The organism is Modestobacter sp. KNN46-3 (assembly GCF_011039295.1).
Map to the genome: position 1 here is coordinate 23,959 of NZ_JAAKGN010000010.1, position 12,744 is coordinate 36,702.

10 protein-coding genes and 1 pseudogene are annotated in these 12,744 nt (G+C 73.5%); 4 read left to right on the forward strand and 7 right to left on the reverse strand.

Annotation, left to right across the window (positions count from 1 at the left end; genetic code table 11):
- On the forward strand, window positions 1–834 hold the full coding sequence (locus G5C62_RS04765) for an ABC transporter ATP-binding protein (RefSeq protein ID WP_277424755.1): 834 nt from the start codon (window positions 1–3) through the stop codon (window positions 832–834).
- Between the two features lie 98 nt (window positions 835–932).
- On the opposite strand, the gene G5C62_RS04770 is transcribed toward G5C62_RS04765, so the two are convergent.
- Both G5C62_RS04770 and G5C62_RS04775 read right to left on the reverse strand, forming a co-directional pair.
- Window positions 933–1,829 carry a hypothetical protein gene (locus G5C62_RS04770; RefSeq protein WP_164700113.1) on the reverse strand — a complete coding sequence of 299 codons (897 nt, stop codon included), beginning with the start codon at window positions 1,827–1,829 and terminating at the stop codon, window positions 933–935.
- A gap of 148 nt (window positions 1,830–1,977) precedes the next feature.
- Window positions 1,978–3,846: a BCCT family transporter gene (locus G5C62_RS04775; RefSeq protein WP_241175699.1), complete on the reverse strand. Its 1,869-nt coding sequence runs from the start codon at window positions 3,844–3,846 to the stop codon at window positions 1,978–1,980.
- Between the two features lie 211 nt (window positions 3,847–4,057).
- Here G5C62_RS04775 and G5C62_RS04780 point away from each other — a divergent pair.
- A pseudogene (locus tag G5C62_RS04780) lies at window positions 4,058–4,564 on the forward strand (mechanosensitive ion channel domain-containing protein); the annotation flags it as partial.
- A gap of 166 nt (window positions 4,565–4,730) precedes the next feature.
- Here the strand turns inward: G5C62_RS04780 and G5C62_RS04785 are convergent.
- The gene (locus tag G5C62_RS04785) at window positions 4,731–5,660 is read right to left on the reverse strand and encodes a mechanosensitive ion channel family protein (RefSeq protein WP_164700114.1); all 930 of its coding nucleotides are present in this window, start codon (window positions 5,658–5,660) and stop codon (window positions 4,731–4,733) included.
- 211 nt (window positions 5,661–5,871) lie between these two features.
- Here G5C62_RS04785 and G5C62_RS04790 point away from each other — a divergent pair, with 211 nt between their 5' ends.
- Both G5C62_RS04790 and G5C62_RS04795 read left to right on the forward strand, forming a co-directional pair.
- Window positions 5,872–7,740: a BCCT family transporter gene (locus tag G5C62_RS04790; protein WP_241175699.1), complete on the forward strand. Its 1,869-nt coding sequence runs from the start codon at window positions 5,872–5,874 to the stop codon at window positions 7,738–7,740.
- Between the two features lie 148 nt (window positions 7,741–7,888).
- Window positions 7,889–8,785, forward strand: a complete 897-nt coding sequence (locus G5C62_RS04795; RefSeq protein ID WP_164700113.1) for a hypothetical protein — start codon at window positions 7,889–7,891, stop codon at window positions 8,783–8,785.
- A gap of 98 nt (window positions 8,786–8,883) precedes the next feature.
- Here G5C62_RS04795 and G5C62_RS04800 read toward each other — a convergent pair whose 3' ends face one another.
- The 4 genes from G5C62_RS04800 to G5C62_RS04815 all read right to left on the reverse strand — a co-directional run bounded on the left by G5C62_RS04800 (window position 8,884) and on the right by G5C62_RS04815 (window position 12,614).
- Window positions 8,884–9,717 carry an ABC transporter ATP-binding protein gene (locus tag G5C62_RS04800; protein WP_277424755.1) on the reverse strand — a complete coding sequence of 278 codons (834 nt, stop codon included), beginning with the start codon at window positions 9,715–9,717 and terminating at the stop codon, window positions 8,884–8,886.
- Window positions 9,718–9,719: 2 nt separating this feature from the next.
- The gene (locus G5C62_RS04805) at window positions 9,720–10,814 is read right to left on the reverse strand and encodes an iron chelate uptake ABC transporter family permease subunit (protein ID WP_164700112.1); all 1,095 of its coding nucleotides are present in this window, start codon (window positions 10,812–10,814) and stop codon (window positions 9,720–9,722) included.
- On the reverse strand, window positions 10,811–11,878 hold the full coding sequence (locus tag G5C62_RS04810; protein WP_206330462.1) for an iron ABC transporter permease: 1,068 nt from the start codon (window positions 11,876–11,878) through the stop codon (window positions 10,811–10,813). Before G5C62_RS04810 ends, G5C62_RS04805 begins: the two co-directional genes overlap by 4 nt.
- Before the next feature lie 145 nt (window positions 11,879–12,023).
- On the reverse strand, window positions 12,024–12,614 hold the full coding sequence (locus tag G5C62_RS04815; RefSeq protein ID WP_164700111.1) for a TetR/AcrR family transcriptional regulator: 591 nt from the start codon (window positions 12,612–12,614) through the stop codon (window positions 12,024–12,026).
- Window positions 12,615–12,744: the final 130 nt, after the last annotated feature.

Consider the following 12,744-nt stretch of genomic DNA (forward strand, 5'->3'; position numbering starts at 1 on the left):
GTGACCGAGCACCGCACCTCCTCCGCCGCCGGTGTCGAGCGGCCCCCGTCGGTGCGGCTGGCCGCCGAGGGCGTCCGGCTCGCCTACGGCGACAAGGTCGTCGTCGACGGCCTGGACCTGCAGCTCCTCGACGGGTCGTTCACCGCGATCGTCGGCCCCAACGGGTGCGGCAAGTCCACCGTGCTGAAGGCGCTGGGCAGGTTGCTGCGCCCGACGTCCGGCACCGTCCTGCTCGACGGTCGGGCGATCGGCGCCACCTCGACCCGCGAGGTCGCCAAGGTGCTGGGGCTGCTGCCGCAGACGCCGCTGGCACCCGAGGGGCTCACCGTGGCCGACCTGGTCGCCCGGGGGCGGCACCCGCACCAGAGCTGGCTGCGCCAGTGGTCCTCCGACGACGAGGCCGTGGTCACCGAGGCACTGAGCTGGACCGACATGGCCGAGCTCGCCGACTCCCCGGTCGACGCGCTGTCCGGCGGGCAGCGCCAGCGGGCCTGGATCTCCATGGCGCTGGCCCAGGGCACCGACCTGCTGCTGCTCGACGAGCCGACGACCTACCTCGACCTCGCCCACCAGGTCGACGTGCTGGAGCTGGTGGGCCGGCTGCACGCGGAGAAGGGCCGCACCGTGGTGGTCGTGCTGCACGACCTCAACCTGGCCGCCCGGTACGCGAAGCGGCTGGTCGCGATGAAGGACGGCGTCCTGGTCGCCTCCGGGACCCCGCAGGAGGTGCTCACCGAGCAACTGCTGGCCGACGTCTTCGAGCTGGAGGCCCGGGTGGTGCCCGACCCGGTGACCGGCACCCCGATGGTGGTCCCGGTCCGCCGCCTCCGCTGACCTCGCCGCCTCCCCACCCGCCTGCGCGGACGATCATGGAACTGGCGGGGCGACACGCCGCGTGAGGTTGGCGTGTCGGCCCGCTGGCTCCGTGATCGTCACGGGCAGGGCAACCTGAGCGCCCTCGCCACGGTGATGATCATCTGGTGGGGACGGCGGTAGACGTCGACGTCGGTGAAGTGCAGCAGCGTCCACCGGGTCTGCGTCAGCTGGTTGGCGCGGTGGCGGTCGGACCGCAGTTGCTCCCGCGAGCCGTGGGCGACGAGCCCGTCGTACTCGGCGCCCACTCGCTGCTGCCGCCAGCCGGTGTCCAGGTGGCGGCGCATCCCGTCGACCGGCACCTCGACCTGCAGGTCCGGTGCGGGCAGTCCGCCGGCGACGAAGCGCCACCGCATCCGGGACTCCATCGGCGACTCTGCCCGGTGGTCCGCGAGCGGCACCAGCTCCCGCAGCCGCACGACCCCGCGCAGCCCGGACTGGGCCGCCGCGGCGGCGACCAGCTCGTCACGGGTGCACGCTCGGGCGCGCAGTGCCGCGTGGAGGGTGGCCAGCCCGTGGATCGGTGCGGTCAGCCGGACGACGTCGCAAGCGGTACGCGCCGCCGGGGTCACCCAGACGCCGTCCACGAGGACCGCGTCGTCCGTGCCGAGGCTCGAGGGGTGGACCTGGATGCCCGGCCGGCTGCGGTTGGCCAGCTGCGGCGGACCGAGGAAGTGCAGCGTCTCCGGGCCGAGGACGTCGAACCCCCAGAGCGCGGCCGTCGTGCTGGAGCAGGCGACCAGGTCGGGTCCGACCGCCAGCGCCGCAGCCCGGACGTGGAGCGCCGGGGAGTCGGGCAGGTCGCCGTCCACCAGCACGCCCCGCCACGGCGACCGCCGCCACCGCCCTGCGGCCACCAGCACCCGGATCTCCCACTCGGAGTGGCTCTCCCGGGCCTGGGCGGTGGTGAAGACGCCACCCTGCGCGGCGATCGTGCGGTAGAGCGCGAAGTCCACCCCCGCAGCATCCGAGCCAGGAGCCCGCAACTCCCACCACGCGCAGCATCTGTGGACAGCCCCTCAACCGGTGGATGCGCGGACGATCATGGGGCTGCGGTGGCGACCCGCCGGAGTGCACCGGCGGGTCGCCACGCCAGCTCCATGATCAGCGCGGCTCGGGCTTGGTGGGCTCGGGGTGCGCCTCGGTGTGGCCGTCGGGGCTCTGGCGCACGACCAGCTCGAAGTCGTCGCCGTGCCGGGTGATCCCGTCGACGACCGCCGCCTCGACCGCCTCGCTGGCGTACGCGCGGCGCAGCACCATCGGGTCCGAGCGCAGGTCCTTGGTCAACGCGACCGCCAGCCCGATCATCACCACCGCGAACGGCAGCGCGGCGATGATCGTCAGGTTCCGCAGCCCCTGCAGCGCCTCGTCCCCACCGACGAGCAGCATCACGGCGGCCACGCCACCGGTCAGCAGCCCCCAGAAGACGACCATCTTCGAGGTCGGCTCACGGGTGCCGCGCTCGGAGAGCGACGCCATCACGATCGAGGCGGAGTCGGCGCCGGTGACGAAGAAGATCCCGACCAGCAGCATCACGATCACGCTGGTGACCGTGGCGAACGGCAGCTCCTGGAGCAGCCCGAAGAGCTGACCCTCCGCCGTCGCCTGCCCGGCGAGGTCCTGGCCCGACCGCTGGGCGTCGATCCCGGCACCGCCGAAGACCGCGAACCAGAGCAGCGTCACGACGCTGGGCACGAGCAGCACGCCGGTGATGAACTCGCGGATCGTGCGGCCCCGGCTGATCCGGGCGAGGAAGACGCCGACGAACGGCGTCCAGGAGATCCACCAGGCCCAGTAGAAGACCGTCCAGCCGGACAGCCACTCCGCCACGAGGTCGCCGCCCGAGGCGTTCGTGCGGGCGGCCAGCTCGGGGAGGTCGGCCAGGTAGGAGCCCAGCGCGGTCGGCACCAGGTTGAGGATGAGCACCGTGGGGCCCACCACGAAGACGAACAGCGCCAGCACGAACGCCAGGACGACGTTGATGTTGGACAGCCACTGGATGCCGCGGGCGATGCCGGAGAACGCCGACGCCACGAACGCCGCGGTCAGCACCGCGATGATGCCGACCGTGGCGGCGTTGCCCACCGGGCCGAGCCAGCCGAGGATCTCCAGCCCGCTGCCGATCTGGAGGGCGCCGAGCCCGAGGGAGGCGGCGGTGCCGAACAGCGTCGCGAAGATGGCCAGGACGTCGATCACCTTGCCGGCCGGCCCCTCGGCGACGCCGCGGCCGAACAGCGAGGTGAACGCCGAGGAGAGCAGCTGACCCCGGCCCCGACGGTAGGTGCCGTAGGCGACCGCCAGCCCGACCAGGGCGTACAGCGCCCACGGGTGCAGGGTCCAGTGGAACAGCGTGGTGGCCAGCGCGGTGGTCACGGCTGCGTCGGTCTCGCCCGCGACGGTGCCCGGCGGCGGCGACACGTAGTGCGACAGGGGCTCGGAGACGCCGAAGAACATCAGCCCGATGCCCATCCCGGCGCTGAACATCATCGCGATCCAGCTGATCGTCCGGAACTCCGGCCGTTCGCCGTCCCCACCGAGGGGGATGCGGCCGTAGGCGCTGGCGGCGATCCAGAGCACGAAGATCACCACGGCGGAGGCGAGCAGCACGAAGAACCAGCCGAGGTTGCCCTCGATCCAGCCGAGCGCGCTGCCGCTGGCCGAGCCCAGGCCGGTGGGGCTGAGGAAGCCCCAGGCGAGGAAGGCCAGCGTGACGACGGCGGCGATGCCGAAGACCGTGCGGTCCAGCTTCGGGCGGCGCTCGTGCTCCTGGCTCGGCGGCTGGGCGATCGCCGGGTGGGTGTGGCTGGGGACGTCGGGGTCGAGCACGTCGTCGATCGTCTGGCCGGTCGTGCCGGCGTCGTCGACGCCCGGGGCCTGGTCGGCAGCCGGTGCCTGGTCGACGCCCGGGGCCTCGCCGCTGCGGGTGGAGCCGGACGACGGCTGCCCGGGTGGGTTGTTCGGTGGGTTCGTCACGTGGCGTGGCGCCTGATCGGCGCCCCTCCCTTCGGGTCGGCGCGCAGGTCGAGCGAGCTGCCCCACGCTCGGGGCCAGCTCGTTGTACGGACCACCGTCCTTGCCTCCGGGCCCGGATGCAAATCCGTGGCGCGGGCACCAGCGGCCCCACCCACCCCGCACACACCACCCGCGCACCCCACGCACAGGTCCACCGGCCACACTGGGGGTGATGAACGTGCTCGCCGCCGGCCCGGTCACCGACTTCCTCTACTGGCTCCGTGGACCCGCCCTCGACGCGCTCCTGATCGTGCTGGGCGCGCTGCTGGTGGCCCGGCTGGTCAGCTGGGCCGGGAACCGGATCACCGACCGGATCGACGCCGCCGCGACCGACTCCGACGCCCTCGTGCGCTCCGAGGCGGCCAAGCACCGGCACTCGCTGACCCAGGTGCTGACCTGGGCGGCGATCGTGCTGATCTGGTCGATCGCGGTCATCTTCGCCCTCGACCGGCTGGGGCTCCCGGTCACCGGCCTGGTCGCCCCGGCCACCGTGCTCGGCGTCGGGCTGGGCTTCGGCGCCCAGCGGGTCGTCGGCGACGTGCTGGCCGGCTTCTTCCTGATCACCGAGCGGCAGTACGGCTTCGGCGACGTCGTCTCCATCCAGGTGGTCGGCGGCATGGAGCCCGCATCCGGGACGGTCGAGGACGTCACCCTTCGGATCACCCGGGTGCGCTCGGTCGACGGTGAGGTGGTGATCGTGCCCAACGGCCAGATCGTCAAGGTCACCAACCTCTCGCGCGACTGGGCCCGGGCCGTCGTCGACGTGCCGGTGCCCGCGACCGCGGACGGTTGTTCGGGGGCTGCCTGCGGCAGGACCTTGGTGGGCTGGTCGTCCGGCGACGTGCTCATGCGGCCCCTCCGGTGCGTGCCCGGTCCTCGGCCAGCGCCTCGTCCTGGATGCTCACGCCGTCCTGCACGTTGGTGGCGCGGAGCGACACGCCCTCCCGGGACAGCGCCAGCGCCACCCGGGCCCGGAGGTCGCGGCCCACGTCGAACTGCTTGCCCGGCAGCGTCCGGGCGACGACCCGCAGGTTGACCTCGTCCAGGCCGAGGCTCTCCACGCCCATCACGGTGGGCTCGTCGAGCAGCAGCTTGTGCAGCCGCGGGTCGGCGAAGGCGCGTTGGCCGACCTCCCGCAGCACCTCCTGCACCCGGGTCACGTCCGCGGTCGCGGGCACCGGCACGTCGACGACGGCCCGGGCCCAGTCGCGCGAGAGGTTGGTGACCTTGACGATCTGGCCGTTGGGCACGATCACCACCTCACCGTCGACCGAGCGCACCCGGGTGATCCGAAGGGTGACGTCCTCGACCGTCCCGGATGCGGGCTCCATGCCGCCGACCACCTGGATGGAGACGACGTCGCCGAAGCCGTACTGCCGCTCGGTGATCAGGAAGAAGCCGGCCAGCACGTCGCCGACGACCCGCTGGGCGCCGAAGCCCAGCCCGACGCCGAGCACGGTGGCCGGGGCGACCAGGCCGGTGACCGGGAGCCCCAGCCGGTCGAGGGCGAAGATGACCGCGATCGACCAGATCAGCACGATCGCCGCCCAGGTCAGCACCTGGGTCAGCGAGTGCCGGTGCTTGGCCGCCTCGGAGCGCACGAGGGCGTCGGAGTCGGTCGCGGCGGCGTCGATCCGGTCGGTGATCCGGTTCCCGGCCCAGCTGACCAGCCGGGCCACCAGCAGCGCGCCCAGCACGATCAGGAGCGCGTCGAGGGCGGGTCCACGGAGCCAGTAGAGGAAGTCGGTGACCGGGCCGGCGGCGAGCACGTTCATCACCCCCAGTGTGGCCGGTGGACCTGTGCGTGGGGTGCGCGGGTGGTGTGTGCGGGGTGGGTGGGGCCGCTGGTGCCCGCGCCACGGATTTGCATCCGGGCCCGGAGGCAAGGACGGTGGTCCGTACAACGAGCTGGCCCCGAGCGTGGGGCAGCTCGCTCGACCTGCGCGCCGACCCGAAGGGAGGGGCGCCGATCAGGCGCCACGCCACGTGACGAACCCACCGAACAACCCACCCGGGCAGCCGTCGTCCGGCTCCACCCGCAGCGGCGAGGCCCCGGGCGTCGACCAGGCACCGGCTGCCGACCAGGCCCCGGGCGTCGACGACGCCGGCACGACCGGCCAGACGATCGACGACGTGCTCGACCCCGACGTCCCCAGCCACACCCACCCGGCGATCGCCCAGCCGCCGAGCCAGGAGCACGAGCGCCGCCCGAAGCTGGACCGCACGGTCTTCGGCATCGCCGCCGTCGTCACGCTGGCCTTCCTCGCCTGGGGCTTCCTCAGCCCCACCGGCCTGGGCTCGGCCAGCGGCAGCGCGCTCGGCTGGATCGAGGGCAACCTCGGCTGGTTCTTCGTGCTGCTCGCCTCCGCCGTGGTGATCTTCGTGCTCTGGATCGCCGCCAGCGCCTACGGCCGCATCCCCCTCGGTGGGGACGGCGAACGGCCGGAGTTCCGGACGATCAGCTGGATCGCGATGATGTTCAGCGCCGGGATGGGCATCGGGCTGATGTTCTTCGGCGTCTCCGAGCCCCTGTCGCACTACGTGTCGCCGCCGCCGGGCACCGTCGCGGGCGAGACCGACGCAGCCGTGACCACCGCGCTGGCCACCACGCTGTTCCACTGGACCCTGCACCCGTGGGCGCTGTACGCCCTGGTCGGGCTGGCGGTCGCCTACGGCACCTACCGTCGGGGCCGGGGTCAGCTGCTCTCCTCGGCGTTCACCTCGCTGTTCGGCCGCGGCGTCGCCGAGGGGCCGGCCGGCAAGGTGATCGACGTCCTGGCCATCTTCGCGACGCTGTTCGGCACCGCCGCCTCCCTCGGGCTCGGCGCCCTCCAGATCGGCAGCGGGCTGGAGATCCTCGGCTGGCTCGGCCCGGTGGGCAACGCCGCCACGGTCGGCATCATCGCGGTGCTGACCGCGGCGTTCGTGGCGTCGGCGTTCTCCGGCATCGCCCGCGGCATCCAGTGGCTGTCCAACATCAACGTCGTCCTGGCGTTCGTGCTGGCGCTGTTCGTCTTCGTGGTGGGCCCCACGGTGCTCATCCTCAACCTGGTGCCGACCGCGCTGGGCTCCTACCTGGCCGACCTCCCCGAGCTGGCCGCCCGCACGAACGCCTCGGGCGGCGACCTCGTGGCGGAGTGGCTGTCCGGCTGGACGGTCTTCTACTGGGCCTGGTGGATCTCCTGGACGCCGTTCGTCGGCGTCTTCCTCGCCCGGATCAGCCGGGGCCGCACGATCCGCGAGTTCATCACCGGCGTGCTGCTCGTGCCCAGCGTCGTGACGCTGCTCTGGTTCGCGGTCTTCGGCGGTGCCGGGATCGACGCCCAGCGGTCGGGCCAGGACCTCGCCGGGCAGGCGACGGCGGAGGGTCAGCTCTTCGGGCTGCTCCAGGAGCTGCCGTTCGCCACGGTCACCAGCGTGATCGTGATGCTGCTGGTCGGGATCTTCTTCGTCACCGGCGCCGACTCCGCCTCGATCGTGATGGCGTCGCTCTCCGAGCGCGGCACCCGTGAGCCGACCTCGAAGATGGTCGTCTTCTGGGGGCTGCTGACCGGTGGCGTGGCCGCCGTGATGCTGCTCGTCGGTGGGGACGAGGCGCTGCAGGGGCTGCGGAACCTGACGATCATCGCCGCGCTGCCGTTCGCGGTGGTGATGATCGGGCTGGCGGTCGCGTTGACCAAGGACCTGCGCTCGGACCCGATGGTGCTGCGCCGCGCGTACGCCAGCGAGGCGGTCGAGGCGGCGGTCGTCGACGGGATCACCCGGCACGGCGACGACTTCGAGCTGGTCGTGCGCCAGAGCCCCGACGGCCACACCGAGGCGCACCCCGAGCCCACCAAGCCCGAGCCGCGCTGATCATGGAGCTGGCGTGGCGACCCGCCGGTGCACTCCGGCGGGTCGCCACCGCAGCCCCATGATCGTCCGCGCATCCACCGGTTGAGGGGCTGTCCACAGATGCTGCGCGTGGTGGGAGTTGCGGGCTCCTGGCTCGGATGCTGCGGGGGTGGACTTCGCGCTCTACCGCACGATCGCCGCGCAGGGTGGCGTCTTCACCACCGCCCAGGCCCGGGAGAGCCACTCCGAGTGGGAGATCCGGGTGCTGGTGGCCGCAGGGCGGTGGCGGCGGTCGCCGTGGCGGGGCGTGCTGGTGGACGGCGACCTGCCCGACTCCCCGGCGCTCCACGTCCGGGCTGCGGCGCTGGCGGTCGGACCCGACCTGGTCGCCTGCTCCAGCACGACGGCCGCGCTCTGGGGGTTCGACGTCCTCGGCCCGGAGACGCTGCACTTCCTCGGTCCGCCGCAGCTGGCCAACCGCAGCCGGCCGGGCATCCAGGTCCACCCCTCGAGCCTCGGCACGGACGACGCGGTCCTCGTGGACGGCGTCTGGGTGACCCCGGCGGCGCGTACCGCTTGCGACGTCGTCCGGCTGACCGCACCGATCCACGGGCTGGCCACCCTCCACGCGGCACTGCGCGCCCGAGCGTGCACCCGTGACGAGCTGGTCGCCGCCGCGGCGGCCCAGTCCGGGCTGCGCGGGGTCGTGCGGCTGCGGGAGCTGGTGCCGCTCGCGGACCACCGGGCAGAGTCGCCGATGGAGTCCCGGATGCGGTGGCGCTTCGTCGCCGGCGGACTGCCCGCACCGGACCTGCAGGTCGAGGTGCCGGTCGACGGGATGCGCCGCCACCTGGACACCGGCTGGCGGCAGCAGCGAGTGGGCGCCGAGTACGACGGGCTCGTCGCCCACGGCTCGCGGGAGCAACTGCGGTCCGACCGCCACCGCGCCAACCAGCTGACGCAGACCCGGTGGACGCTGCTGCACTTCACCGACGTCGACGTCTACCGCCGTCCCCACCAGATGATCATCACCGTGGCGAGGGCGCTCAGGTTGCCCTGCCCGTGACGATCACGGAGCCAGCGGGCCGACACGCCAACCTCACGCGGCGTGTCGCCCCGCCAGTTCCATGATCGTCCGCGCAGGCGGGTGGGGAGGCGGCGAGGTCAGCGGAGGCGGCGGACCGGGACCACCATCGGGGTGCCGGTCACCGGGTCGGGCACCACCCGGGCCTCCAGCTCGAAGACGTCGGCCAGCAGTTGCTCGGTGAGCACCTCCTGCGGGGTCCCGGAGGCGACCAGGACGCCGTCCTTCATCGCGACCAGCCGCTTCGCGTACCGGGCGGCCAGGTTGAGGTCGTGCAGCACGACCACCACGGTGCGGCCCTTCTCCGCGTGCAGCCGGCCCACCAGCTCCAGCACGTCGACCTGGTGGGCGAGGTCGAGGTAGGTCGTCGGCTCGTCGAGCAGCAGCAGGTCGGTGCCCTGGGCCAGCGCCATGGAGATCCAGGCCCGCTGGCGCTGCCCGCCGGACAGCGCGTCGACCGGGGAGTCGGCGAGCTCGGCCATGTCGGTCCAGCTCAGTGCCTCGGTGACCACGGCCTCGTCGTCGGAGGACCACTGGCGCAGCCAGCTCTGGTGCGGGTGCCGCCCCCGGGCGACCAGGTCGGCCACGGTGAGCCCCTCGGGTGCCAGCGGCGTCTGCGGCAGCAGCCCCAGCACCTTGGCGACCTCGCGGGTCGAGGTGGCGCCGATCGCCCGACCGTCGAGCAGGACGGTGCCGGACGTCGGGCGCAGCAACCTGCCCAGCGCCTTCAGCACGGTGGACTTGCCGCACCCGTTGGGGCCGACGATCGCGGTGAACGACCCGTCGAGGAGCTGCAGGTCCAGGCCGTCGACGACGACCTTGTCGCCGTAGGCGAGCCGGACGCCCTCGGCGGCCAGCCGCACCGACGGGGGCCGCTCGACACCGGCGGCGGAGGAGGTGCGGTGCTCGGTCACGGTCACAGGGTGGATCGCCGCCTTCCGCGGACGAGGAGCCAGAGCAGGTACGGGGCGCCGACGATCGCGGTGATCACGCCGACCGGGAACGACTCGGGCAGCGCGGTGCGGGCGACCAGGTCGCTGCTGACCAGCAACAGTGCGCCCAGCAGGGCGGAGGTGACCAGCGGTGGGCGTGACCCGCCGGTCAGCCGGACGGCGATCTGGGGGACGACGAGGGCGACGAACTGGATCGGCCCGGCCGCGGAGACGGCGAACGCGGCCAGGCAGACCGCGACCACGACGACGACGCCCTGGGCCAGGGGGACCCGCACCCCGAGCGCCCGCGCCGTCTCGTCCCCGAACTGCAGGACGCCGAGCACCCGGCTCAGCGCGAGGGCCGCGGGGAGCAGCACCAGCAGCGCCAGGGCCAGGGGCATCGCCTGCTCCCAGCCCCGTCCGTTCAGCGACCCGGTGATCCACACGTTGGCGGCGGCGGCGTCCCAGATGGCGCTGCGGGTGAGCAGGTAGTTGACGATCGCGTGGGCCATCGCGGACAACCCGATGCCGATGAGCACCAGCCGGTAGCCGTCGACCCCCGACCGCCAGGCGAGCCCGAAGACCAGGAAGGCCACGACCATGCCGCCGAGCAGGGCCGCGGCCGGGACGCCGATCCCGCCGAGCAGCCCGGCGGCGGTGGTGCCGGTGCCGCCCAGCACGATCACGCTCACCGCGCCGATCGCCGCCCCACCGGTGACGCCCAGGATGTCGGGGCTGGCGAGCGGGTTGCGGGCGAAGGTCTGGATGAGCGCGCCGGACAGACCGAGGGCCACCCCGACGAGCACGGCCACCGCGATCCGCGGTGCGCGCAGCTCGAACACGATCAACCGCTGGGTCTCGTCGCCCAGCCCGACCAGCGTGCCGAGCACGTCGAGCACGCCGATCGGGTAGTCGCCGCGGCCGAGGCTGGCCGCGGCGGCCAGCACCAGCACCGAGAAGACCGCGATCGGCACCAGCACGTCGCGCAGCCGGTAGGTGGTGGAGGCGGGGCCGATCCGCAGCGGCCGACGGGGCCGCGACCGGGGGGCGGTGGCCCGGGTGGGCGCCGTGGTGCTCACAGCTGCACCAGCCGGCGGCGGCGGATCAGCGCGATGAAGAACGGCGCACCGACGACGGCGAGCACGATGCCGACCTGCAGCTCACCCGGCCGGGCCAGCACCCGGCCCAGGACGTCGGCGAGCAGCAGGAAGACCACGCCCAGCAGCGCCGAGTACGGGATCAGCCAGCGGTGGTCGGGGCCGGTGATCGCCCGGGCGACGTGCGGCACCACCAGTCCGACGAAGGCGATCGGGCCGCACGCGGCGGTGGCGGCCCCGGTGAGCAGGGTGATCGCGGCGAGCCCGACCACGCGGGCCAGCCAGACCCGCTGGCCCAGCCCCCGGGCGACGTCCTCCCCGAGGCCCAGCAGGTTCAGGGCGGGCGCGTTGACCAGGGCGAGCGCCAGGCCGACCACGATGAACGGGGCGACCTGGGTGACGACCTGGACGTCCCGCCCGGCCAGTGCACCCACGACCCAGAACCGGTAGGCGTCCAGCGCCGTCGTCTCGCGGATGGTGATCGCCTGCACGAGGGCGTAGAGCAGGTAGGTGATCGCCGCCCCCGCGAGGGCCAGGCTCACCGGGCTCGGCGCCCCGCGGCCGGCCGAACCGATCAGGAAGACCGCCACGCTGCCCAGCAGTGCGCCGGCGAAGGCGAACCAGACGTACCCGCCGGCCGTGGTGATGCCGAGCAGCCAGATCGAGTGGACGACGGCGAACGAGGCGCCGGCGGTGACGCCGAGCAGGCCGGGGTCGCCCAGCGGGTTGCGGGTGTGGCCCTGCATGAGCGCCCCGGAGACGGCCAGGGCCGAGCCGGCGAGCACGCCGAGCAGGGTCCGCGGTACCCGCAACTCGCGGATGATCACCGTCTCGTCGCCGGGGGTGCTCGGGTCGATCAGCGCCTGCCACACGGTGCCCAGGCCGATCGGCCTGGTGCCGACGGCGATGCTCAGTGCGCAGACCGCGACGACGACGGCCAGCAGCAACCACAGCCCCAGCATGCGCGGGGCCGCCCCCCGCAGCAGACCCCGGTGCGGCGGGGGGCTCACCTCCCCGGCGGGCCGGGTCGCCGTGCGTTGCACCACGAGCGACTCCTGGGGACGGCGGGCAGGCCGGGTCGCCGGCCGAGCAGGTGAGGCTCACCTTACCCAGCGTTGGCCCACCTCGGCACCGTCGCCCTTCGCGGCCCGTCCCGAGGCGCGCGAGGGGTGCGGAGGACGGGGTCCTTCCTCAGCGGGGAGCGAGGCCCGTGACGACGAGGTCGGCGAGCTCCCGGTAGGCGGCGGCGTCGTCCAGGCCGGTGGTGGCCGTGACCTCGCCGCGGTGGATGGCGCTCATCACCGAGGCCACCGCGACGCCCACGAACGAGGCGTGCACCGGCCGGACGGTGCCGGCGGTGACGCCCTCGCTGACCAGTTGCTGGACGCGGGCGGCGGCGGAGGAGGTGTTGCGCTGGTAGATCTCCCGGGCCGGGGCGAAGGCGGCGAGGTCGGCGAAGAACGCGGGGGAGGCCGGCTGCAGCTGCTCGGCGACCGTGAGGAGGTAGGCGGTGATCCGCTCCCGGTGGTCGTCCGGCGCGGCGGCCTGCTGCTCCACCGCCGTCGTCGCACGCTGGAAGAACCGCTTCACCACGGCGACCACCAGCTGTTCCTTGCTCGCAGCCAGCCCGTAGAGGGTGCTCTTGGAGCAGCGCAGCCGGCGGGCCAGTTCGTCGAGGGTGAAGGTGGCGAACCCCTCGGCCAGGAAGACCGCGACCAGCTCGTCCAGCAGCTCCTCGCGGCGCACCCGGGTGCGGGTGCTGCGGTTCTCCAGCGACGTCATCGGGCCCTCCTCGGGAGTGCCGGACAGTAACAACGCACTGCGGTTGAGTACGGAGTCCAGTACTGCGTACCGTCCGGGAGTACTGCAACCCGGTCGGGACGGCGTCGTCCCGGCCCGCCTGGAGGTGCAC